Consider the following 21,749-nt stretch of genomic DNA (forward strand, 5'->3'; position numbering starts at 1 on the left):
ACTGGTAGGTTGGGCTGACGCAGGAAGCCCAACAATAGGCAAGTACCGGACGTTCTCGTTATCGTGGGCAGGCCTTGGAACATGGATTCTTAAAAACCGTCCTGGCGAGATAAGATCGGGCGCAATCCCGGTTTGTTGGGCTTCCTGCGTCAGCCCAACCTACGGTGCTAAAGCATCGGCTACAAGCTCAGGCGGGCCGCCAAATGTAGCCGACGCTTCAGCTTCGGAGCAGCCCGCAGGGTTGCCCACGAAGACACGACAACAATCAGGCCGTGCACGCCTGAATCAATCAATCCCCACAATCTTGTGCATCTGCAGCGTCAGCCGCCACTGGGGGTGCGCCAGGCAGTAGTCCGTCGCCCGGCGCGTGTTGCTCTGCTTGACCGGATCCGGCCCGTTTTCGGGCAGCGTCGGCGACGCCATCGGGGACAGGAAGAAATGATCCGCCCGGATGTGCTCGAAACGCTCGGGCATCGCCAGCGGCTGCGGGTACACCAGTTTCAGCTCATTACAACGCTCCAGAACAATCTTGGCGTCGGCCTTCGGGCTCATGCACAGCCAGTCGATGCCGGCCGGCGCGGGCAAGGTGCCGTTGGTTTCCACACCCACTTCAAAACCGCGGGCATGAAACGCCTCGATCAGCGGTTCATCCAGCTGCAGCAGCGGCTCCCCCCCGGTGCAAACCACATAGGGCCGGCCGCTGTCGTGGGGCCAGAGCGCGGCGATGTGATCGGCCAGCGCGTCGGCATCGGCGAACTGGCCGCCATTCTGCCCGTCCGTGCCGACGAAATCCGTATCGCAGAAATTGCAGACCGCGTTGGCACGGTCCTTCTCGCGGCCGGTCCACAGGTTGCACTTGCTGAAGCGGCAGAACACCGCCGCACGCCCGGCCTGGGCGCCTTCGCCCTGCAGGGTGTAGAAGGCTTCCTTGACCCGGTACATCAGACCTCGACCTCGTAAGGCAACGGATCGCGCAGGCCATGGGCGGCAAAGGCCTCCAGACGCTCCACGCAGGACCCGCAGCGGCCGCAGGCGGCGTCACGGCCATTGTAGCAGGTCCAGGTCTGGCTGTAGTCCAGGTTCATGCCCAGGCCTTCGGCCAATATCTCGCCCTTATCGAGCGCCATGTAGGGTGCCTCGACGCGCACCGGCTCGTAGTTGGCGATCTGGCAGACGGCGTCCATTTTTTCCACGAACTCCGGGCGACAATCCGGATAGATCGCGTGATCCCCGCCGTGCGCGCCGAACCAGACCGCCTGGGCGCCGACCGACGCCGCATAGCCGGTGGCCAGGGCGATCAGGATCATGTTGCGGTTGGGCACCACGGTGGACTTCATGCTGTCCTCTTCGTAGTGGCCTTCCGGTACGTCGATGTCGTCGGTCAACGACGAGCCGCTCAGCAGGTCGCTCATAGGCGACATATCGACTACCTTGTGAGGGAGCCCCAGCTGTTCGCACACCGCCCTGGCGCATTCCAGTTCCCGCACGTGTCGCTGACCATAGTTGAACGACAGCGCATGCACCTCATAACCGGCGGCCCGGGCACGGTGCAGCAGCGTGAAGGAATCCATGCCACCGGAGTAGATGACGACGACTTTCTGGGACATAGGTGGGCAACCTCATAACAGCCAATAACGGGAATGGACGAATTGTAACAGGGACGCGGCAGGATGGGTTCGCGTCCGGTCGCAGGGCCGGTTAAACTCAATGGATCATCCGGATCCAACCTGCCGACACAACCCCATCGGCAGGCTTAAAAGAACACAACCAGAACGACGCAGTATGAACGTTTCCGAGTCACCGGCATTTATCGATTTCGAGGCCTCCAGCCTGGACCTGATCGCCAGCTACCCGATCGAGGTGGGCGTCAGTCTGCCGGATGGAACCCTCCACAGCTGGCTGATCGCCCCCCACGTGCTTTGGCAGGACTGGTCGGACAGCGCCGAGGCCATCCACGGCATCAGCCGCGACACCCTGTGCCGGGAAGGTCACGAGGTGCGGGACGTCGCCCATGCCCTGAACGAGCTGTTGGGCGATGCGGTGTACTGCGATGCCTGGACGTTCGACAGCTTCTGGCTGCACCGCCTGTTCCGCGCCGCCCGCATCACGCCGACGTTCGTGCTGGAGTCGGTGTCCTCCATCCTCGACACCCACCAGGTGCAGTTGTGGGCGGAAGTCCGCCAGCAGGTGATCGAGTCCCTCGGCCTGCCGGTACACCGGGCGGCCAACGATGCCCTGATTCTGCAGGAAACCTGGCGCCGGGTCATGGATCAGGGCGCACACCGCAAGGCGGAAGTTCGCGCGGCGCGCTCCTGATTCCCGGAATTCAGCGCTTTTTCGCCTGCAGGCGCTGGGCGACGACCTCAATCACATCCCCGGCCGTATTCAGCGTCCAGAAGGTCACCAGCGCCATCAGCGCGGCGCCTAAGGCGGTAAACGTCACGTCCGTTCCGACGACCTGACTCTTGGCCAGAACAAAATAAAGGGCCAGTGCCACGACCAGCAGTACTTCAATGACGATGTGGGATTTCAGTTTGACGATGCGGCCTGTGTCGTCGGACATGATGTTCTCGGTTTCACCTCGGTTTTGTGAGTTCAGGAATTGCCGGGCCAACACCCGGTAAGATAGTGTCCTAATTATCGCGCGCGCGCCTGAATAGGGCTGTACGAGGAACTCAGTACGCAACAACCGAGAGGAGGCGTACAGGAAATACCAAGGATAAAAGCGGGGATAAAAAAAAGACGCAGCCAAGAGGCTGCGCCATTAAAGGAGAGATTCATCATACCAACCCATCGTAGGTGGATAAGGGCTGATGAAATGCACAACGTAAACACGTGACAACATGCAGTATGGCGCCGGGAGGCCCTGTTATCTGTACGGGATTGCCGCAAACGGCCGCCCGGGCGGGGCTGGCGGGACGCGGACACAAAATGCCCGCTTCGCCCTATTGCAAAGTCCCCATGAACGGATAGACTGGCAACAGGTGACAACGGACAACCGTTGGCCGGCACCAACAGCGCCGGTTCAGACAGAGACAGCGACGAGTGATTGCATTGAATCGAAGCAAAGCCGAATAACCGACGAATCCCCGCAACCGGGCGATTCGCGGTGCGAATCTTCCGGTGGCAGAAAAGCCCGGAAGCACAATGATTCCGGGCTTTTTTTATGGTTTCGATTCAGCAACCCAGTGGAGAGGTCAGCCTCAGATGTACGGACAACCGAAGCTTGCAGTCAACCGCGAAGGCGCGGATCAGGCCCTGTACCAGGCGGGCATCCACGCCATTGTCATGCGCATGTTCTAACGGCTTCCCCAAACCCGGAAGCCGTTGGGCGACCGGGCCGAGATTCTCTCGAACAACCCCGGTCGTCCTGATCGGGGTTTGTTTTTTTGCACGCGCGATAGAGCAAAAGGAGAGAATGATGAGAAAGCACCACAACCGCCCCGGCCCGCAAACCAAAGCGAATCCTCAAGGCGCCCTGCGCCGTCCGGCCAAGCTGCCGCTGCTGGAGGCCATCTGCAAGAAGCTCAACCAGCGCGTCAACCTGGACAGCGAACAGAGCGTTCTGGGTCTTTACGAGCGCGGCTGGATCTTCAATGGCGTGATCGCCACGATGGACAGCCAGGAGGCCCGCTATGTACGCGCCCTGGCCACCAAGTACAATTCCTGGATTGCCCGTCAGGTCGCCTGACCGCGGGTACGGGCACTCAGCCGTCAGTGATGGCGGCTGATGCCTCGCAGGGCGTCACCTTCCCCGCCGTGAACCATCACGTAGTTGTTCACCACATCCTGAATCTTTTCCAGTGAATAGGGCTTGACCACATAGCCGTTGGCGCCGGCGCTGATCGCGCGCTGGATACTGTCGATGGAGTCGTCCGCAGTCACCAGGACGATGTGCTGCTGTTCGTTGGCCGCCTTGAATTCCTGCATCAGCTCATGGCCGTCCATGTCCGGCAGGCCCAGGTCGAGCATCACGATATGAAAGCTGCTTTCGGCAAACTGCTTGCGGGCACTGGCGGCATCGACACAATCCACCACCATGGTGGCGCCGGTCTGGTGCAGCATGTCCTTGAGCAGTTCGCGCATGGTCGGCTCGTCTTCGACCACGAGGACTCGCAGATTTTCCATTCTCAATTCCTCTCAATAGGCATCATTCGTTTCGGCACCGGGTTACTCGCCGTTCGACGTCCGCCGCGGGATAACCAGGGGAGTGGGCGACGCGGATCGTCCGGCTGACGACGACCGGGCCGCAGAGCCCCTCGTGTCGTCGTCCTCGCCGCCACGTAGCAGCAGGTTGCTGATGGAAATGGCTGTGGTATACAGCGAAATCGCCACGATCAGCAGCACCGGCTGCAGGAAGGCCACGAAACCGGGGACCTTGTCGCCACCGACAATACTCAGGATCAGGATGATCGCCGGCCCCATCACCAGGAACAGGGTCAGCGCAATGAAGAAGACGATGCGTTCCTTGTAGCGCCCCAGATCGCGATTCATGACCAGTCCCAGTACGAACTTGCCGATCGCCAGTCCGGCCAGGATCGCCGAGGCAATGCTCAGGTCCGGGCGCAGCAGCACTTCGGTCAGCTCGCCGTCCCACATCCGTTGCATGATGATCACCAGGAACGGGAACAGGACAAACAGGACGTCGGCGTAGGTCCCGAACATGGTGTTGAGAGACGGCGCTTCGTTGTTTTGCTTCTCGTCCACGACTAACGATCCTCAGTTGGCATCTCGGATGCGTAACGGCGGCTGGCGACCGCCTGGCGCATCAGGTTGATGAGTGTATCAGACTGTTCAGTGGCCTGACCGGTGTCCCCACGCTTGATGGCCCCTTCGACCACCCCGGCCTGCTCGGTCATCAGCGGATAGCCCATGGCGCCGGCGGTGCCCTTGATCTGATGGGCCTGGTTCTGCAGGGTCGGCCAGTCGGCATCCGCCACAGCGGTTTCCACGATACGGATCCGCTCGGGTAGCCCGTCCAGGAACTGCGACACCAACGCCCGGATGCCCTCGCTCTCCTGACTGGCCGCTGCCGTCGCACCGCTGGCCGACAGGTAGCGGGCCAGCGTGGCGCCCAGGTGCCCGTTGTCGATCGGCTTGTTCAGGACGCCATCGCAGCCGGCGTCCACCAGCTCCTCGATTTCCCGCTGATCCCCGGCGGTAAAGGCGATAATCGGGCGCCGGAAACCGGTCTGGCGCAGCATCCGGGTGGCGGCAGGCCCGTCCATATCCGGCATGTGGCGATCCATCAGCACCAGATGCACCGTTTTCGCCAGGGCGATCTGGACCGCCTCCCGGCCTGACGTCACGGCGATCACGTCGAGTCCGAACCGGCCCAACAGGCGTTCCACGAGTCGGCGGTTGTCGTCGTTGTCTTCGGCCACCAGCACCGTGCCTTCGTACTGCTGGTCTTCCGCCGGCGTGGGCCACTCGTCCAGGGTCAGGTAACGGGCCAGGATTTCATAGAAGCGGCGTTTGTCGATGGGCTTGGCCAGATGATCGGTACAACCGGCACGGCGATAGTCCTCGATGTCCTCGGCCATGACGTTGGCGGTCAGGGCGATGATCGGCGTGTTGATCCCCGCCTCGCGCAGGGCCGCGGTGGCGTCGCGGCCGTTCATGACCGGCATCTGGATGTCCATCAGGATCAGGTCGAAGGAACCATGGGTGGCCGCGTCCAGGGCTTCCGCGCCGTTGCTGACATGCACGATGTCCGCACCGGTCCGCTGCACCATGAGTTCCACCAGTTTGCGGTTGACGTCGTTGTCCTCGGCGCACAGGATCCGTCCGCTCAGTCGCGGCGCCGTAACCATCGGCAGCAGGCGCCGGCGCTGGGTCAGTTCGGAAGCATCACGCAGCAGATGCACGCCTTCCAACGGCCCGGTGGCAATGGTGACTTCGAATTCGCTGCCCTCACCGTAGACGCTGTGGACGGCGATCGAGCCCCCCAGCAGTTCCGCCAGCCGCTTGGAAATGCTCAGCCCCAGTCCGGTGCCGCCGTACTGGCGGGCAATCGCGGCGCTGCCCTGGGCAAACGGATCGAACAGGCGCTGGAGCTGTTCCGGCTTCATGCCGATGCCGCTGTCCACCACCCGGGCGACCAGGGTCTCGGTGTCCCGCTGGCAGCGAATGGACAGCGAGATCGATCCCTTTTCTGTGAATTTCAGCGCATTACCGCACAGGTTGATGATGATCTGCCGGAATCGGGTCGGATCGGTCCGGATCTGTTCGGGCAGGGGGAAATCGCAGTGAATCCCGAACTCGATGCCTTTTTCCCGGGCCCGCGGCACAAAGAACGCACGCACTTCGTCCAGCAATTCGGGCAGGTCAACGGTCAGGATCTCGACGTTCAGCTTGTTGGCGTCGATCTTGGAGTGGTCGAGGATGTCGTTGACCAGATCCAGCAGATGGCGGCCGCTGCGCACGACGGTCTCGGCGCTGTTGCGCTTCTCCTCGCCATCCAGCTCCGGATCCAGCAGGTTCTCCCCATAGCCGATGATCGCCGCCAGTGGCGTGCGGATCTCGTGACTCATGTTGGCCAGGAACTGGCTCTTGGCCTCGGCGGCGTTGCGGGCCAGCTCCTTTTCCATGCGCTCGTTTTCGCGCTCTTTCTCGATCACTTCACGCTGCATGCGTTCGGTGATGTCGATGCAGGTGCCTTCCAGGTGGACCGGCTCGCCTTCGGCGTCATAGACAGTGTTGAGCGAGACGTTGAGCCAGCGCTCCTCGCCCTGCGGGGTGAAGCAGCGGGTCTCCATGCCCTTGGCGCCACCGCTCACCTCCAGCCGCTCGATCACCTGCTGGCGCTGGCCGGGATCGGCGAAGCAGGCGGACAGCACGTCCGGCACCTCGCTCATCAGGGTTTCGGCGTCGTCATAGCCCAGCAGCTCGGCCATGGCCGGGTTGGCCGCCAGGAAGCGCCGCTCCAGGGACATCTGGAAAATGCCTTCCACGGCGTTGTTGAACAGCGACTGGTAGCGGGTCAGGTTGGACAGGGCGCGCCGGCTCCAGTCCAGAGCCTCCGCCTGGATCAGCTTGATCCGGTCAGCCAGGGCGAAGGAGAACAGGATGACCTGCGCGGTGAGACCGATCTGCGGCGAATGGCCGGTGATGTAGTTGAGCGGGAAATAGCCCATCACCGTCAGCGCATAGAGCCCCACACCCGCCAGGGTGCAGGTCCAGGCGAAGAAATAGGTACGGGCCGCCGGATTGAAGTGCCGCCAGGCCCAGTAGCTGACCAGGATCATGATAATGGACAGACTGATCGAGCCGATGACCGTCCATTCCATCGCAATGTGGTAGGGCATGAACAGGCTGAGCAGGAACGTCAGCACCACGCCGCCCAGACAGACCCGCATGGTCTTGTCCAGCTCCGGGGCACGCTGGGGCAGTTCCAGCAGCTCCCGCGCCATCTGGATACCGAAGAACCAGGTGAGCAGGATCTGGTAGTGCAAGAAGTCCTTGTCCAGGAACCAGGGCCGGTGATCGAACAGCTGCAGGCCGTGTACCTGCTCCGTGGCGATGAACAACGTGGCGAACACCAGGTAGAGCACGTAGTAGACGTTGCTGCGCTCGCGAACCGACACCGCGACGAACAGGTTGTAGGCCAGGATGGCGAGGATGCTGCCCAGGAAAATCCCCTGGATGGTCTCGTCCACCGCCACCTTCTCCACGTAGGCGTCCGGTGACCAGAGCGTCAACGGCAGGCGGAAGGTGTTGGCGGTCCGGACCCGCAGGTAGATGCGGACTTTTTCGTCCGGGTGCAGGGTGAGCTTGAACACCGGGTTGGGTACCAGCAGCTCGCGGTCTGCCCAGTCGGCGGTGTAGCCCAGTTCCCGCTCGTCGGTCAGGGTGCCGTCGCGGTAGACGTGGACCGCCACGTGATCCACCAGCGGCAGGCTCAGCTCGAGGATGCGTTCGACCGGCATGTCGCCGGTGTAGTTGAGATCGAAGCGGGCCCAGTAGGCGGATTCGGTGTAACCGAAGTTGAGGATACCGCCGTCGTGCTTGCGGAAATCACCAGCCTGATCACGCTGGCGCACGTCCTCCAGGCTCAGCTCGGCGCTGGGGTCCTCCAGGTACCAGAGGCAGGACGCCAGATCCACCTGGTCCCGGCCCGGATCCACCCGGACAGGCACTTCATGGCAGGCCGGCTGGGCCGCCAGCGCCGGAAACGACGCCAACAGGGCCAGGGCGACAATAATCATCCGGAAAAGCGTTGCGAAGTAACGCGCCGGATGCTGATCGGGATACCGCAAAATGTGATCTCCGAGCGGGCAGGCGCCCTGGAATTCCGCTATGGTGCGGGATCGTCGGGCCGGGCTTTGTGGTTTTGTTATGGAGTCTCTTTTGAACCCCTTCATTAAGCCCGCTTTCTAAACCAACTTTAGCGCGTTATCGGCGTCTTCGCACCCCTATAAATGGGGCTCGCGACGAGGGATCAGGCAATGGCGACAGACAAGACGTTTCTGGCCCTGACGGCCAGCCTGCTGGTGCTGGTCGGTTGCGGCGGCGGGGACAGCAACGGGGATGGCGGCAGCACGGCGGACTGCGGTTCCCAGTACAACCCGGCCACCAACGTGCTGGCCAGTTTCAGCAGCTTTGACGTCAACGAACCGGAACGACTGGACTATCACATGTTCCGCGACGTGATCGCCGGCGTGCAGCCGGCCAGCGACGGCGATGCCTACGGTCAGTCGGTCGCCAGGGACGTGTTTGCGGAAACCGCCCACTTCAACGGCGGCAGCCCTTCCAGTGGCGCCAGCGCCTACACCAGCGTGCGCAACCCCCTGGACCTGATCAACCTGGTCATCGGCGAAGGCACCATCGACAACTTCAACGTCGGTCGGCGCTACATCAGCAGCTGCATCGACGCCGGCAACGCCGCCCAATACAGCACCAAAGCCAATGACCGCAGCGTCCAGTTCCAGGAAAACCAGGACGACAAGGTGACCGACACCTACAGCTACCCGGTGCTGACCTGGGTCTACACCCCCGACGAAGCCAACAAGGTGATTCGCGTGGTGCGCTATCAGGGACAGGCCGGCGAGAGCCTGATCACGGCGGCCGTCGGCGTCCAGTATGACGACCTGGCCTTCACCGCCGTCGGTTTCAATCCACCGGAACTGCTCACCGCGTCGTTCACTGCCGACGACAGCGAGGAACGCCTGGGCCTGCAGCAGGATTTCCTGAATTCCGACCGGGACGAATGGATCCGCAGCAGCAGCAATACGTTCGACTTCGCTGACCAAACGGGCGTCGACTGCGCCCGCGTGGTGCTCGATTACGCCGAGCAGACCGCCGAGGTCTTTACCTCAACCTGCAGCCTCAGTGGCTCGGACTGCGACGACCCGGCGAAACGGGAGGCGCAGTACACCAGGACGCAGGACTATTGCGGTAACTTCGATGACGGGACAGGGAACAGCTATGCGACGCAAGCGGTGTCCGGACGCCAGTAAGCACGTCCGGGGTGCCGACGATCCGGATCAGTTTGAGCGGTGACTTCTGCCGACCTGATTGCCCATCCCCCAGGTCGACATGAAGCCCTTCTTTCGATCGATCATCCTCTCGTAGGTGGCGATGATGATCGCAGTATGGGGCGCGCGGCTGCGGCGCAGGGATTCGATACGTTCTTCCAGGTCCGCCACTTCCCGGTTCAGGCGTTCCTGCAGGTGCTTGCGGACGCTCTCGTGGCGGTTCAGATTGGGCTGATGAGGGTGGCTTGGGCCACTCTGGTCAGGCAGGTCGGTTTCTTTCAACATGGGCTCTCTCATCCTTGAGTCGTTCAGCGACGTTATCATAACGCTCCGCGTACCCGGTGTGGGCTCCTCACATCCATGGAACCCGCATGCGGCAGGGCTTTATTGTGCACAACCCGATCAGGATCCGCAACAAAGTATGAACATAGGTTCATTTTACGGCCATAAACGCAGTCTACAGATCCTTACGCTCATCCTCGCGCCTGCTATTCTGGAATGCAACCCTACGTCTGACCGGAGCCTGACATGACCGCACCGTCCGTCGCCGATACCCTGCGGGAATACCTGTCCCTGCTGGAACTGCTGGATGACGCCTACTGGGAAGCGAGCACCATCCAGCACAAGGACCTGCTCTACGACATCATCAGCATCTTCCATCAGGAAGTCTCGGAGCTGAACAAGCTGAGCGTCATGGACCACCACTATCCCTACGAGGTGATCACCGAAGGCATCCGGCGGGTGATTCCCAAGCTGCACCAGCTGGAAGAACGCCAGGACGAGGTCATCCAGCGCACCCAGACGGTCACGGATTTCAAGGAAGTGCAGTCGTCCGTGCTGGCCATCCTGGAAGCCCAGCTGGACGACGTCTGACGCTGATCAGAGTCGGCAATCCGATCAGGCCACCACCCGACGGGCTTCTCCGGGGTGACGCGGGAACTGTCGACCGACGGACCACAGGAAGCGGGCCAGGGCCGGCAGGTGATGGGCGACGATCGGCAGGCCGGTGTTGACCAGGCTGACCGAGATGTCCCGGGATGGATCGGCCCAGCAGAATTTATTGATCAGCCCCACGTGCCCGAACGCTTCACGACTGTCCGGCCCCCATAACCCGACCGGGTTGCCCCCCAGCATGAAACCGGCGCTGAACCGCATGGGAATCATCAGGGTCCGGTCGATCTGGGGGGAGCCGAACTGCTGCACCGCCCGCCGGATCGTCTCCGGCTGGCAGATCCGCTGCCCGTGCCACTCGCCGCCGTTGAGCATCATCTGGAAGAAGCGGCTCATCTCCTCGGCGGTGCCGCACAGGTTCGCCGCCGGCACCACGGTTGCCTGGAACCGGGGATCATTGACCACGGTTTCGATGGTGGCCATGTCACCGCCCAGCGCCCGACGCAGCACCCAGGACACCGGAAACACCGGGTTCGGACCGGTGGCGTAGTTCGAAGCCAGCTCCGACAGCTTTTCCCGGCGAATGCCGTAGGTAAACCATTGCATGCCCAGCGGCTGACGGATGTGGCGATCGAGGAAGGTCTCGATGGATTCCCCGGTCACCGTTTCCAAAACCCGCTGCAGGACAAAACCACCGGTAATCGCGTGATAGGCGAGCTTGGAGCCGTCCACTTCCACCGGCACCGCGTCGCACAGGATTTTCCAGATGGCGTCCCGGTCCCACAGGGTCTCCAGCGGCGTATCCCGGGGAATGGCCGGAATGCCGCCGCGATGGGACAGGACCTGGTGAATGGTGATGGTGCCCTTGCCGTTGCGGGCGAATTCCGGGCAGTAATGGCTGACCGGATCGAGCAGGTTGATCCGCCCCTGTTCGGCGAGGATATGCATCAGCAGCGCCGTCACCGCCTTGGAGGCGGAGAAATAGCAGATCGGGGTATCGGTGGTCATGGCCACCCGCGGCGCATTCCGGCGATCCCGGGGGCCGTTACCGTGGGCGTGGCCGATCGCCCGATGCAGCACGACATCGCCCCGGTAGCGCAGGCACAGCTGCATGCCGGGGTGAACGCCGGTCCGGTACAACCGTTCCACCGAGTTCCAGATACCGCCAACCGCCTCGGCGCTCAGACCCAGTGACGCCGGCGCCACTTCGGCCGCGTGATCGATGTGGGTGACAGCAGCCAGGTCCCGGGGAATGACACTGGTGTTGAAAGCGCGACGGGTGAGTTTGTTCATGGGCAGATATCCTCATGGAGGGCGACAGCGGTATCCGCGTTCTTGTCGTTGTCAGGCACCGGTGCTGGACGGCCGTCCATCACCATCAGGAATGATGATACATTGCCCCGGACGCCCGCTGCGATGCCAACCGGTATGCAATGCGGGCCAACCCACAGAATGGAGTTCCCATGACGCCTCTGCTCTACGCGCTGTGTGTCGCCGTTGTGATCGCCCTGGCCGCCTGGCGCCTGTTCTTCTATCGCCGGGCCCGGAGGCAGCGGCTGGCCGCGAGCGCCTTTCCCGCCGAGTGGGCGCACTGGCTGGAACGGGACATGGCACTCTACCGGCGACTGCCCGGGCCGGTCCGGGAGCGGGTCCACACCGGCACCCTGATCCTGATGGACGAGTTGGAATTCTACGGCTGCAACGGCCTGGAACTCACCGACGACATGCGCGTCCTGGTGGCCGCCCACGGCGCGCTGCTGGTGTCCGGACTGTCCATGGACTACTACGACAGCCTGCAGGCCGTGCTGATCTACCCCGACGCCTACCGGGCGCCCACCCACCATCGCGAAGGGCCGGTGGTGGTCGAGGGCACGGACACGCGGCTGGGCGAGTCCTGGGGAGAAGGTCGGGTGATCCTGGTGTGGGCGACGCTGCAGGCCGAGGCGGCCGATGAGTGGGCCGCCAGCAATGTGGCGCTGCACGAATTCGCCCACCAGCTCGATCAACTGGACGGCAGCTCCGACGGGGCGCCGCCGCTGCATTCCGGGGAACAGGCCCGCAACTGGCAGGCGGTGTTCAGTGACGCCTGGGAACGCCTCAAGCGCGAGGCCCGCCATGGCGATACGGTACTGGATCCCTATGGCGCCACCAATCCGGCAGAATTCTTTGCCGTGGCCACAGAAGCGTTCTTCTGCGATCCGGAGGCGCTGCGTCACAGCGAGCCCCGGCTGTACGAATGCCTGAGCGGGTTCTATCAGCTGTCGCCAGCGGAGTGGGCCAGACAGACCTGATTGCGACCGGCCCGCTTGGCCGCGTACATCGCCTGATCCGCCGCTTCGCAGAGGGCTTTGACCCCCTGCCCGTGTTCCGGGTAAATCGCCACACCCACACTGATCGACAGCGGCACGTCAACGTGATCGTTGATCCGGATGGGCTGGCTGGCCACCATCCGGCGCAGGCGCTCGGCCGTCTCGCGGGCTTCCGGCAGGTGATGCTCCGGCAGGATAACCACGAATTCCTCGCCGCCGTATCGCCCGACGATATCCACCGCGCGCACGGAATCCAGCAACTGCTCGCTGACCCGGCGCAGCACCTCGTCGCCGCCGGCATGGCCGTGGGCGTCATTGACGTCCTTGAAGTGATCCAGGTCGATCCAGAGCACCGCCACCGGCCGCTTGTAGCGCTCGGCCCGGACCAGTTCCTCGCGCAGTCGCCGTTCCACCTCACGGCGATTGAACAGGCCGGTCAGGGCGTCGTGGGTGGCCAATCGCGCCAGCTCCTCTTCCAGCGCCTTGCGGTCACTGATGTCGAGGATGATGCCTTCCAGCATCAACTGGCCGTCCACTTCCACACTGCGGCCTTTCTCCCAGACCCAGATGCGGCTTCCGTCGCGCCGGGTGAGGCCGTATTCCAGCGCATAGGGCTCGGCGTTGCCGATGGCCTGTTCCACCGCCCGGGTACTGGTTTCGTTGTCCGCCGGATCGATGAGGTCGGCAAACGCGACCGTCCGGTTGTTGATCAGTTCGTCCGGCGAGTAGCCCGTCAGCGAACGGCAGCCATCGGACACGAATTTCATGGTCCAGGATTCGTCGAACAGGCAGCGATAGGTCATGCCCGGCAGGTTGTCCATCAGGGTCTTGAGCTGGCGTTCGCTGTCGTGGGCCAGATGCTCCATCTGGCGCTGTTCGGTGAGATCCTGGCCAATGGTGATGGCACCGGCCACTTCGCCGTCCGGCGTAAAGAAACGCCGGGAATTCCAGGACATGGCCCGCAGCAGGCCCTGCTTGGTCTGGATCCGGCTTTCAAAACCGCTCAGGTCGAGCCCGTCACGGATAATGGATTCCGCCAGCTCCAGCACGTGAGCCCGGTACTCGTCATCCGGATACAACAGACCCCACATGGAATCGGAGTGCAGCACCTCATCGCGGGTGTAGCCACTGATCCGCTCCGCCGCCTTGTTCCAGATCAGCACCCGGCCGGCGGGGTCGAGCACGTTGATCCAGATGCTGGCGTTGTCGATGATGCTCTCACGGAACTGGCTCAGATCGTGGATGGCTTCCGCCTGTTCGTGGTTGACGGCCAGCATGCGTGCATAGCGGCGAAACTGGTGGTAAATGAGGGTGAACAGGAAGAGGGATGTCACCAGGACGAACCCACAGCCTTTCCAGGTCTGGATACTGGTCAGGGTGTCCGGGTTATGCACCATCATGCCCAGCATGCGGTCACTGGCGGCCACCCACAGGGCGCTGAGGATGGCGTAGGCCACGCAGATCAACAAGGCCCGGCGGAACGGCGAGCCGACTTCCCTGGACGCACTCATCTGATACGGAATCCCTCTCTATCAACGTCCCGTGGGGCATCGTCCAGGTGAAGCCGTCGCTGGCTCCGTGACACTCCCACCATGGAGCCTCTGATGACCACCTGAGACGCCTTCGGATCGCTCAAAGGGACCCCGGGCATTTTAATCGGAGACTCCCTAAGCAACTTAGCCGCTCCAGCGCCGGGCGTCGAGCCGCAAGCCCGTCAAACACCCTGTTTTCACAGCTTTTTGCAGGACAGTCCGATGCGCTACAGCTGCCGGGCCGACAGTTTGCGCAGCCGCCGGCTCCAGCGCTCCTTGGCGTAACGGCGCAGGTTGGCGACGTTGTCGGTCTCATCCATGATCTCCAGTCCCAGGATGGTTTCCAGGATGTCTTCCATGGTGACCACCCCGACCCAGGTATCCATCTCGTCGTAGACCACCGCCATATGCTGGCGTTCGCGCAGCATCAAACCGAACAGCCGCTCGATGTCAGTGCCGGCGCGGACGATCTCCATCTCCCGGGCCACGGTGTCGAGGCGCACGTCGCCGTCCACGTCCAGCACATCCGGCTTATGGACATAGCCCAGGCTTTTGCCGTCGGCATCGATCAGCGGGTAGCGGGTGAACGGCAGGTCCTGGAAGCGTTCACGAAATTCCGCCACCGTGGCATCCGGGCGCACCGTCTGGCACACGGTGCGCGGGGTCATGATCGAGCCCACGGTGATTTCATGCAGGCGCAGGATGTTCTGGATGACCCGGCGTTCGTCCTCGTCCAGCGCCCGCTGGTCCCGACCGATTTCGGTCAGGGCGCTGATTTCGGCGCGCAGGTCCACATCCGCAGCGTCTTCGCCGATCCGCCGGGTGATGAGGTTCGACAGCCAGACGAACGGCGCCAGCGCGACCATGATCACCCGCAGGACACTGGGCAGCCAGGGCGCGAGACTGCGCCAGAACTTGGCCCCGATGGTCTTGGGGATAATCTCGGAAAAGATCAGGATGGCCAGGGTCATGATGCCCGACGCCAGCCCGACCCAGGTGCTGCCGAACAGGCCCGCCACCTGGGCACCCACGCCGGTCGCCCCGACGGTATGGGCCACGGTATTGAGGGTGAGTATCGCCGCCAGGGGGTCGTCCACGTTGTCCTTGAGATGGCGCAGGCGCCTGAAAAGCTCGGGGCGATCCTGCTTGAGGGAGGCAATGTAGCTGGGCGTGACCGACAGCAGGGCGGCCTCCAGCACGGAACACAAGAATGAAAAACCGATGGAAAGAGCGGCAAACAGTACAAGCAGCAGCATCCGGGGTATCCGTTGGCAGCGGAAAAGTCATTCTACCCACGGAGCTGGCGACGATTAAACCGCAAAACGGGGCGCGTCCCTGCGCCCGATGAGATCCCCGAAGACGCCTTTCAGGGAGTAAGCGCGCTCTGACCGTCCGACGCGAGCAGGGGGAGCCGGACACTCCCGTCCAGGACAAGGGAGTAACTGGTCAGATCGCGGGAAAACGCGCCAAGGTACGTGCTGGCATACTGGCCATAGACCATCAGGGCCAGCTTGTCGCCGGGCTGCAGGCGCTCGGCAATGCCGGTCAGCTCGATGTCGTGCTCGCCCAGACCGCGCACCGGCTGCACCTGGCCGTCGATCAGTTCCGTCACGCCGTTGCGGATCCGGCCGATACCGACAAACACGATGGCGTCGCAGGTGCCCAGGCCAAGCACCGGATCGCCGTTGTCGAGACAGGCGCTGTCGAGACCGTCCACCGGGAAGGACAGCGACAGCGTCGCCGTGGGAATGCCGGCAATCACGGCATCCTGGTCCACGGACGTCAGCGGAATCACGGTCGGTAACGGGTTCGGCCCCGCCAGCACCGTCACCGGCAGCGCTGCCGAGAGCGGGTTGTCGATGGGGAAGGCCTCCCCGCCCACGGTCATCGACGGCGCGTTGACCGAATCCCCCGGCGCCAGCGAGAAGCACACCTGGTGGCCGCTGGTGATCACGTTGTCGGCATTGCCCTCGCCACGCAGTTTCTCGTTGAACCAGGCCAGCGTCGCCTGGGTCACATCAATGTCGCCACAGCTGGAGAGCGGACCGGTGCCCTCCGAGGGAAACTTCGGCAGCGCCTGGGCGTAGAAATCACCGTTCTCCAGCGTTTCCTGCACCAGCCCGACGCTGGGCGCCAGGTAATGATGGCCGAAGGGATAGGTCAGCAGGCGCACGTCACCACCGGCGGCCGCCATGGTCTTGTAGTTCTCGTAGGCTTCGTTGAGCGGAAACAGGTTGTCGCGCACGCCCTGGAACATCAGCACGTCCACCGGGTAGGGCGCGCGCGGCGGCGTCTTGACCACGTAATGGCCGTCACCGGTGATGGGCAGCTGGCCGGTCAGCGGGTCGAGCAGGTAGTCGTCGGTGTTGCCGCTGTCGTACAGCGCCAGGTCCCGTTCGTTGTCGCTGAAATAGGCCGGGCTGTGGTAGTAGAAGAAATCCAGCGCGGTGTCGGGAATCCGGTTGGTGGCCACGCCTTCCAGCAACGTGGACCGGATAAACGGGTCCATGCTGAAGCCGGTGCCCGCATCGCCCAGGGACGCCAGCACCGCCGCCCAATAGGTTTTCACCACACCGCCCGGATCAAGGCTGTCAGTCAGGTCGTGCCAGGTGATCTGCGGCACCATGGCGTCCATCCGCCGATCGGGATCCACGTTGTAGAGCATGTACTGGAAACCGCCGCCGTAGCTGCCGCCGACAGCACCCAGCAGCAGGTTGTCATCCCGGTAGGCCAGGTAATCCAGGTTGGCTTCGGCCCAATCGACGATCTGCACCAGGTCCTGGCCGGCGTAATCCGGATCCATCACCCGCACGGTGCCGCCGCTTTCGCCATGGCCCCGTTCATCGATGCTGATCACGGTATAACCGGCATCCACCAGCGGCTGAACCGGGGCCAGTGGATCGTTGCCCGCTTCGGTCTCGCGGCTGCCGCTGAAACCATGGCTTTGCAGGATCAGCGGATGATGGTTGCGACAGTCAAACAGGCGCGGTTCGAACACCTGGAACACGATGGCAGCGCCGTCCACCCGGGACGGCATCTCCACCCGATAGCTGCGGTCGCCCTGCAGGTGTTCACCGGTTTCACAGGAGGCGGCCTCCAGACCCACCGTGGCTTCCGGCAGGGCCCGCTGCTCGTCGGTGGCCGGCTGGGCCGGGGTGGTGGGGGATGGGTTGTCCGAGGTGTCGGCGACCTCCACGTCGCCCAGGACGGCCGAGTCGGAGCCCGAGTCGCCGGAACCACCACCGCCACAGCCGGACAGCAAAAACAGAAGAAGACTGGCCGTTGTCAGGCCACTGACGTGCTTGTTCATTGGACTGTACCTGTTTGTTGTCTTTATTTTTCAGGTCCCGGCGCATCCTGCCGGATCCCGGACAGCCCCAGACTAATTTGGTACAAATGTACAATTCATTAGCCTTTGTTACACACTGTTACGTCAAGCGAGTCAACTTGTGGACAATTGATCGACAGATCAGGGCGTTGCCCGATCACCAGGAGAGAAACGGCGCCACACTCAGCCCCAGGATCAGGGCGACAGCCAGTAAGGTGGCGAGGATGGTCACTGGCCGGCGCCACAATCGCTGGGCAAAGGACGGCACCTCACCGGCCGCAAGTCGGCGCGCATAGTCGGCTCGCTGGGTATCCTGGCGGGCCTGCTGATACGTGGCCAACAGGTCGCGGGCGCGCTCGGCCTCGTCGGCTTCCCGGGTCCAGAAGCCGCCCATGCTAATGCCCCAGCGACTGGGGGGCGTCTCGTAGTAATCCACGCCGTGCTCCTCGAACAGGGCGCGGATCTCGTCCGCCTCGTCGTCCGGGACATGGCGCAGGTTCATCAGGAAGTGGGGCATCGGGCGTACTCGAATTCGGGGTGACTGTCCGGTCATTGTAACGGCTTCGGCCGAAAAGCGGACGACACGACGGCGCAGATCCGTGCCGGACACGCTATTATGGCGGATTACCCGGAGACGCCCATGACCGATACCCAAAACCCCGCCATCACCGACACCCGCCGCTGGGTCGAAACCGCTGTGATCGGCCTCAATCTGTGTCCGTTTGCCCGGGCCCCTTACGTGCGCTCTCAGGTGCATTTTGCCGTTACCGAAGCGACGGATGACGAGGGCATTGCCGAGGCCCTGCTGGCCGAAATTCACCAGCTTCAGGCGCTGCCCGCCGAAGAACGGGAAACCACCCTGCTGATCCTCACCGAGGGCCTGGCCGACTTCGACGCCTTCAACGACTTCCTGGGCCTGGCAGACAACCTGCTGGAACACCTGGAACTCGACGGCACCTTCCAGATTGCCAGCTTCCACCCGGATTATCGCTTCGCCGACACGCCTGACGACGCCATCGACAACTACACCAACCGTTCACCGCTACCGATCCTGCATATACTGAGGGAAGACAGCGTGGCCGAGGCTGCCGAGGCCATGGACGACCCCGACGCCATCTACCGCGCCAACATCGAGCGCCTGCGCGCGCTGGGACACGATGGCTGGCGGCGACTCTGGCCGTCAGACGCCTCGTCGGACCGCCGCTAGCCGCCCGCGTTATCAAGCGGTTACACTCAAAAAAACACCCACACCGCCAGACCTGAGGACCCGCACCGGATGCGCCAACACCCCGTCACGCTGCTACTCGCCTTCGACGATCAGGTCCGGCGTGACCAGGCCCAGTCGGCTGCCTTCCTGCACCGGCGCGACCGGCGCTATGCCCTGAACTGCCAACAGGCAAGCCGCCAGCCTTCCGTCGCAGGCTGGCTGCAGCACATCCAGCCCCATCGCACGCCCGGACCGGACGACGATCGCCGGCTGCGCACCTGGCGTCGCGTTTCACGCCTGCTGCTGCCAGTCGGGGCTGTGCTGGGCATCCTCACCATGCTGGGCCTGCTGTTCTACGACGGGTCCCAGCAGATCAACGTTACGGTCATTATCGGCTTCATTGCCCTGCAGGGGTTGCTGGCACTGGCCACCACGATCCAGGCCCTGATCGGCTGGCGCCCCTGGGGACGTTTGCTGAGCCCGCGCCGGGACGCCGACGACCGCCCCACGGCACTGGATGGCCTGCAACCCCAGCTGGCCGCCTGCACCGCCCAGCAGACCGCCCTGGTGTTTACCCTGTTCGCCTGGCTGACCCTGATGGGTCTGGTGGTGGTGCAGGATCTGGCGTTTGGCTGGAGCACCACGCTGCGCGCCTCGGCCGAAACCTACGCCGGCCTGGTCCAGTCGCTGGCCACACCCTGGCAGCACCTCTGGCCGGCGGCGTATCCGTCGCTGGCCCTGGTGGAACAGACCCAGTTCTACCGGCTGGGCGAAACCGCAATCAACGAACCCGCCCGCTACGGCGACTGGTGGCCGTTTGTCAGCATGCTGTGGCTGACCTACGCCGTGCTGCCACGTCTGTTGCTGACTCTGTTCGCGCGCACTCACCTGCGCTGGCAGGCCCGGCGACTGCTGCGTCGGCACCCGGGGCGCAGCGCCCTGTGGCACCGTTTTGACACGCCTATCGTGGAATCGGTGGCGGAGGCGGACGACAGCCACCGGGAAGCGGTGTCGCAGCCGGGCAACGCCCTGCACACCCTGCCTCCCGGACACGCGCTGATCCGCTGGGCCGGCACCGCGACCCACAACGAACCGGCAATCCGGGGATTGCTCGCGCAGTCGGACGCCCCGGTTGTCAGCGCCGGCGGCACCCTGTCTCTCGCCGAGGACCATGACGTGATCCGCCAACTCGCCGCCGGTCGCGACCCGGTCATCCTGCTGACCCGTGCCTGGGAACCGCCCACCGGCGAGCTGGCAGACTTCCTGCACGATGCCCGCCGGGCCTGGTCCCGGGAGCGCCTGATCGCGCTGTTGCCAGTGGGCGGAGAAGCGCCGCTGGAACCCGCCAGCAGCGTGCAGCTGGCCCAGTGGCAGCGCTTCGCCGAACGTCAGCAGGACGCCAACCTCTGGGTCTGCCGCCTGCCGGATCAGACGGAAGGAGTCCGACGCCATGGCTGATGCTCCGGTCTTTGCCGTCGTCGGCCATCCCAATCGCGGCAAGTCCAGCGTGGTGGCCACCCTGTCCCAGAACGACAGCATCGCCATCGCCATGGAACCCGGCACCACCCGGGAGAGTCACGCCTACCCGCTGACGGTGGACGGCGAGGTGCTCTACACACTGATCGACACGCCGGGCTTCCAGCGACCGCGCAAGGTCATGGCCTGGCTGGACACCCACAGTGCCTCCGCGTCCGACCGGCCGGACACCGTGCGCGCCTTCTATCTCCAGCATCGGGACGATCCCCAGTTCCATGACGAATGCGAACTGCTGCGTCCGATCCTGGAGGAAGACGCCGGCATCATCTACGTGGTGGATGGGTCCGTGCCCTACAGCCCGGCCAACGAAGCCGAGATGACCATCCTCCAGTGGACCGGGCGGCCCAGCCTGGCTTTGATCAACGCCATTGGCCCGGACGATCACAGCGACGACTGGGAAAAGGCCCTGGGTCAGTACTTCCGTATCGTGCGCCGCTTCAACGCGGTCACCGCCCCATTCGACCAGCACCTGGGTTTACTGCGGGGTTTTGGTCAGCTCGAACACCGCTGGGAAGACCGTCTGACTCTCGCCACCGGGCACCTGCAGGCCCAGCGCCAGCAACGCCGGGACGACGCGGCCGACCTGATGGCCGCGGCCCTGGGTGACATGTTGCAGATGCGGGTCAGCGGACGCGTGGGCGAACACGATGACCGGCGTGCGGTACGCCAGCGGCTGCAGCAGAAGTGGCTGGACGCCCAGCGCCAACGGGAACGCCAGCTGCGCAAGGCCATTGAGGGACTGTATCGCCATCACCGGCTGCAGCGGCAGGAAGACGACCTCTACTGGCAGGACGAGGATCTGTTCAGCGAACACAGCCGGGCCCTTTGGGGCGTCAGCCGGACGTACCTGGCGACCATGGGTTTCGGCGCCGGAGCGCTCGGCGGCGTGGGCATCGACGCCCTGACCTTCGGGACGTCGCTGGGCGCCGGGGCGCTGGTCGGTGGGGTCCTCGGCGCCGCCGGCAGCTATTTCTACGCGGACCGGCTGGCACGCTGGTCACTGGGGCCGCTGCATTCAGGCGGGCGTGAGCTGCGCTACGGACCGGTGGCGGACCTGCAGTTCGGTTACGTCATCCTGGGCCGGGCCCTGAATCACTGGCACCAGATCAGCCACCGCAACCATGCCGGCCGTGGCCCGGTGCAGCTCGACCAGACCGGCGCGCGCTGGCTGGCCCATCTGTCCCGGGACGACCAGAAAGGCCTGCAGGCGATGTTGCAGCGACTGGCCAAAGGCAGTGGCGACGGCCGTGCCGCCAGCCGCTATCGACCGGTGATCCTGGCGGCCATGACGGCGTTCAGCGAATGGCAAGAGGCGTCCCTGCACGCTACGATAAATCAGGAATACATTTGAACTGCCTGAATAGGCCATGTTTATACTAATGGGCTTATCCCCAAACTCCCCAGGGGTGATGCAGGCAGAGGCCGCGAGTCGCCTCCAGTCACCCTGAAGGAGTACTCGCCACAAAACGA

At 63.7% G+C, this 21,749-nt stretch carries 20 protein-coding genes; 8 read left to right on the plus strand and 12 right to left on the minus strand.

Annotation, left to right across the window (positions count from 1 at the left end; all coding sequences use genetic code 11):
* Positions 1–285 precede the first annotated feature (285 nt).
* Positions 286–942 (minus strand): 7-carboxy-7-deazaguanine synthase, encoded by a 657-nt coding sequence (gene queE, locus JL474_RS10020; protein WP_203141974.1) that lies wholly within the window; start codon positions 940–942, stop codon positions 286–288.
* The gene (gene queC, locus JL474_RS10025; RefSeq protein WP_123633632.1) at positions 942–1,607 is read right to left on the minus strand and encodes a 7-cyano-7-deazaguanine synthase QueC; all 666 of its coding nucleotides are present in this window, start codon (positions 1,605–1,607) and stop codon (positions 942–944) included. Before queC ends, queE begins: the two co-directional genes overlap by 1 nt.
* A 175-nt stretch (positions 1,608–1,782) precedes the next feature.
* Here queC and JL474_RS10030 point away from each other — a divergent pair, with 175 nt between their 5' ends.
* On the plus strand, positions 1,783–2,316 hold the full coding sequence (locus tag JL474_RS10030) for a 3'-5' exonuclease (protein ID WP_123633633.1): 534 nt from the start codon (positions 1,783–1,785) through the stop codon (positions 2,314–2,316).
* Positions 2,317–2,326: 10 nt separating this feature from the next.
* Here JL474_RS10030 and JL474_RS10035 read toward each other — a convergent pair whose 3' ends face one another.
* Positions 2,327–2,563: a hypothetical protein gene (locus JL474_RS10035; protein ID WP_203141975.1), complete on the minus strand. Its 237-nt coding sequence runs from the start codon at positions 2,561–2,563 to the stop codon at positions 2,327–2,329.
* An 858-nt stretch (positions 2,564–3,421) separates the two neighbouring features.
* Between JL474_RS10035 and JL474_RS10040 the strand changes: the two genes are divergently transcribed.
* Positions 3,422–3,691: a hypothetical protein gene (locus tag JL474_RS10040; RefSeq protein WP_123633738.1), complete on the plus strand. Its 270-nt coding sequence runs from the start codon at positions 3,422–3,424 to the stop codon at positions 3,689–3,691.
* Between the two features lie 23 nt (positions 3,692–3,714).
* Here the strand turns inward: JL474_RS10040 and JL474_RS10045 are convergent, their stop codons facing one another.
* The 3 genes from JL474_RS10045 to JL474_RS10055 are packed head-to-tail and all read right to left on the minus strand — an operon-like array spanning position 3,715 to position 8,207.
* Positions 3,715–4,128 (minus strand): response regulator, encoded by a 414-nt coding sequence (locus tag JL474_RS10045; protein WP_123633635.1) that lies wholly within the window; start codon positions 4,126–4,128, stop codon positions 3,715–3,717.
* A gap of 42 nt (positions 4,129–4,170) precedes the next feature.
* Positions 4,171–4,665: a hypothetical protein gene (locus tag JL474_RS10050; RefSeq protein ID WP_123633739.1), complete on the minus strand. Its 495-nt coding sequence runs from the start codon at positions 4,663–4,665 to the stop codon at positions 4,171–4,173.
* Positions 4,666–4,709: 44 nt separating this feature from the next.
* Positions 4,710–8,207: a response regulator gene (locus JL474_RS10055; RefSeq protein WP_203142369.1), complete on the minus strand. Its 3,498-nt coding sequence runs from the start codon at positions 8,205–8,207 to the stop codon at positions 4,710–4,712.
* Positions 8,208–8,447: 240 nt separating this feature from the next.
* On the opposite strand from JL474_RS10055, the gene JL474_RS10060 reads away from it, so the two are divergent.
* Positions 8,448–9,458 carry a hypothetical protein gene (locus tag JL474_RS10060; RefSeq protein ID WP_203141976.1) on the plus strand — a complete coding sequence of 337 codons (1,011 nt, stop codon included), beginning with the start codon at positions 8,448–8,450 and terminating at the stop codon, positions 9,456–9,458.
* A gap of 27 nt (positions 9,459–9,485) precedes the next feature.
* Here the strand turns inward: JL474_RS10060 and JL474_RS10065 are convergent, their stop codons facing one another.
* Positions 9,486–9,761 (minus strand): hypothetical protein, encoded by a 276-nt coding sequence (locus JL474_RS10065; protein ID WP_203141977.1) that lies wholly within the window; start codon positions 9,759–9,761, stop codon positions 9,486–9,488.
* 243 nt (positions 9,762–10,004) lie between these two features.
* Between JL474_RS10065 and JL474_RS10070 the strand changes: the two genes are divergently transcribed.
* Positions 10,005–10,349 (plus strand): hypothetical protein, encoded by a 345-nt coding sequence (locus JL474_RS10070; protein ID WP_123633638.1) that lies wholly within the window; start codon positions 10,005–10,007, stop codon positions 10,347–10,349.
* Positions 10,350–10,373: 24 nt separating this feature from the next.
* Here the strand turns inward: JL474_RS10070 and JL474_RS10075 are convergent, their stop codons facing one another.
* A complete protein-coding gene (locus JL474_RS10075) occupies positions 10,374–11,660 on the minus strand; it encodes a serine hydrolase domain-containing protein (RefSeq protein ID WP_203141978.1) in 1,287 nt (428 codons plus the stop codon).
* A 170-nt stretch (positions 11,661–11,830) separates the two neighbouring features.
* Here JL474_RS10075 and JL474_RS10080 point away from each other — a divergent pair, with 170 nt between their 5' ends.
* Positions 11,831–12,658, plus strand: coding sequence for a M90 family metallopeptidase (locus JL474_RS10080; protein ID WP_203141979.1), 828 nt, complete (start codon positions 11,831–11,833; stop codon positions 12,656–12,658).
* On the opposite strand, the gene JL474_RS10085 is transcribed toward JL474_RS10080, so the two are convergent.
* From JL474_RS10085 to JL474_RS10100, 4 genes are all read right to left on the minus strand, one after another.
* Entirely contained in the window at positions 12,622–14,187 is a 1,566-nt protein-coding gene (locus JL474_RS10085) for a sensor domain-containing diguanylate cyclase (RefSeq protein ID WP_203141980.1), read from the minus strand. The genes JL474_RS10080 and JL474_RS10085 overlap by 37 nt on opposite strands.
* Before the next feature lie 248 nt (positions 14,188–14,435).
* Positions 14,436–15,464 carry a CNNM domain-containing protein gene (locus JL474_RS10090; protein WP_203141981.1) on the minus strand — a complete coding sequence of 343 codons (1,029 nt, stop codon included), beginning with the start codon at positions 15,462–15,464 and terminating at the stop codon, positions 14,436–14,438.
* Between the two features lie 110 nt (positions 15,465–15,574).
* On the minus strand, positions 15,575–17,518 hold the full coding sequence (locus JL474_RS10095; protein ID WP_203141982.1) for a CocE/NonD family hydrolase: 1,944 nt from the start codon (positions 17,516–17,518) through the stop codon (positions 15,575–15,577).
* 175 nt (positions 17,519–17,693) lie between these two features.
* Entirely contained in the window at positions 17,694–18,053 is a 360-nt protein-coding gene (locus JL474_RS10100) for a DUF6164 family protein (protein ID WP_203141983.1), read from the minus strand.
* Between the two features lie 123 nt (positions 18,054–18,176).
* Here JL474_RS10100 and JL474_RS10105 point away from each other — a divergent pair, with 123 nt between their 5' ends.
* From JL474_RS10105 to JL474_RS10115, 3 genes are all read left to right on the plus strand, one after another.
* Positions 18,177–18,743 carry a DUF1415 domain-containing protein gene (locus JL474_RS10105; protein ID WP_203141984.1) on the plus strand — a complete coding sequence of 189 codons (567 nt, stop codon included), beginning with the start codon at positions 18,177–18,179 and terminating at the stop codon, positions 18,741–18,743.
* A gap of 69 nt (positions 18,744–18,812) precedes the next feature.
* Positions 18,813–20,201 carry a DUF2868 domain-containing protein gene (locus JL474_RS10110; RefSeq protein ID WP_203141985.1) on the plus strand — a complete coding sequence of 463 codons (1,389 nt, stop codon included), beginning with the start codon at positions 18,813–18,815 and terminating at the stop codon, positions 20,199–20,201.
* Entirely contained in the window at positions 20,194–21,630 is a 1,437-nt protein-coding gene (locus tag JL474_RS10115) for a GTPase/DUF3482 domain-containing protein (RefSeq protein WP_203141986.1), read from the plus strand. The genes JL474_RS10110 and JL474_RS10115 overlap by 8 nt, the downstream gene beginning before the upstream one ends.
* Positions 21,631–21,749: the final 119 nt, after the last annotated feature.

It is taken from the genome of Marinobacter mangrovi (assembly GCF_016798325.1).
Lineage (GTDB): Bacteria > Pseudomonadota > Gammaproteobacteria > Pseudomonadales > Oleiphilaceae > Marinobacter_A > Marinobacter_A mangrovi.

Coding starts and splice junctions, on each gene's coding strand:
- JL474_RS10065 (WP_203141977.1), bottom strand. CDS start 9,761: ATGTTGAAAGAAACCGACCTGCCTGACCAGAGTGGCCCAAGCCACCCT.
- JL474_RS10110 (WP_203141985.1), top strand. CDS start 18,813: ATGCGCCAACACCCCGTCACGCTGCTACTCGCCTTCGACGATCAGGTC.
- JL474_RS10035 (WP_203141975.1), bottom strand. CDS start 2,563: ATGTCCGACGACACAGGCCGCATCGTCAAACTGAAATCCCACATCGTC.
- JL474_RS10105 (WP_203141984.1), top strand. CDS start 18,177: ATGACCGATACCCAAAACCCCGCCATCACCGACACCCGCCGCTGGGTC.
- JL474_RS10100 (WP_203141983.1), bottom strand. CDS start 18,053: ATGCCCCACTTCCTGATGAACCTGCGCCATGTCCCGGACGACGAGGCG.
- JL474_RS10055 (WP_203142369.1), bottom strand. CDS start 8,207: ATGATTATTGTCGCCCTGGCCCTGTTGGCGTCGTTTCCGGCGCTGGCG.
- JL474_RS10060 (WP_203141976.1), top strand. CDS start 8,448: ATGGCGACAGACAAGACGTTTCTGGCCCTGACGGCCAGCCTGCTGGTG.
- JL474_RS10030 (WP_123633633.1), top strand. CDS start 1,783: ATGAACGTTTCCGAGTCACCGGCATTTATCGATTTCGAGGCCTCCAGC.
- JL474_RS10075 (WP_203141978.1), bottom strand. CDS start 11,660: ATGAACAAACTCACCCGTCGCGCTTTCAACACCAGTGTCATTCCCCGG.
- queC (WP_123633632.1), bottom strand. CDS start 1,607: ATGTCCCAGAAAGTCGTCGTCATCTACTCCGGTGGCATGGATTCCTTC.
- JL474_RS10070 (WP_123633638.1), top strand. CDS start 10,005: ATGACCGCACCGTCCGTCGCCGATACCCTGCGGGAATACCTGTCCCTG.
- JL474_RS10085 (WP_203141980.1), bottom strand. CDS start 14,187: ATGAGTGCGTCCAGGGAAGTCGGCTCGCCGTTCCGCCGGGCCTTGTTG.
- JL474_RS10115 (WP_203141986.1), top strand. CDS start 20,194: ATGGCTGATGCTCCGGTCTTTGCCGTCGTCGGCCATCCCAATCGCGGC.
- JL474_RS10090 (WP_203141981.1), bottom strand. CDS start 15,464: ATGCTGCTGCTTGTACTGTTTGCCGCTCTTTCCATCGGTTTTTCATTC.
- JL474_RS10045 (WP_123633635.1), bottom strand. CDS start 4,128: ATGGAAAATCTGCGAGTCCTCGTGGTCGAAGACGAGCCGACCATGCGC.
- queE (WP_203141974.1), bottom strand. CDS start 942: ATGTACCGGGTCAAGGAAGCCTTCTACACCCTGCAGGGCGAAGGCGCC.
- JL474_RS10050 (WP_123633739.1), bottom strand. CDS start 4,665: ATGTTCGGGACCTACGCCGACGTCCTGTTTGTCCTGTTCCCGTTCCTG.
- JL474_RS10040 (WP_123633738.1), top strand. CDS start 3,422: ATGAGAAAGCACCACAACCGCCCCGGCCCGCAAACCAAAGCGAATCCT.
- JL474_RS10095 (WP_203141982.1), bottom strand. CDS start 17,518: ATGAACAAGCACGTCAGTGGCCTGACAACGGCCAGTCTTCTTCTGTTT.
- JL474_RS10080 (WP_203141979.1), top strand. CDS start 11,831: ATGACGCCTCTGCTCTACGCGCTGTGTGTCGCCGTTGTGATCGCCCTG.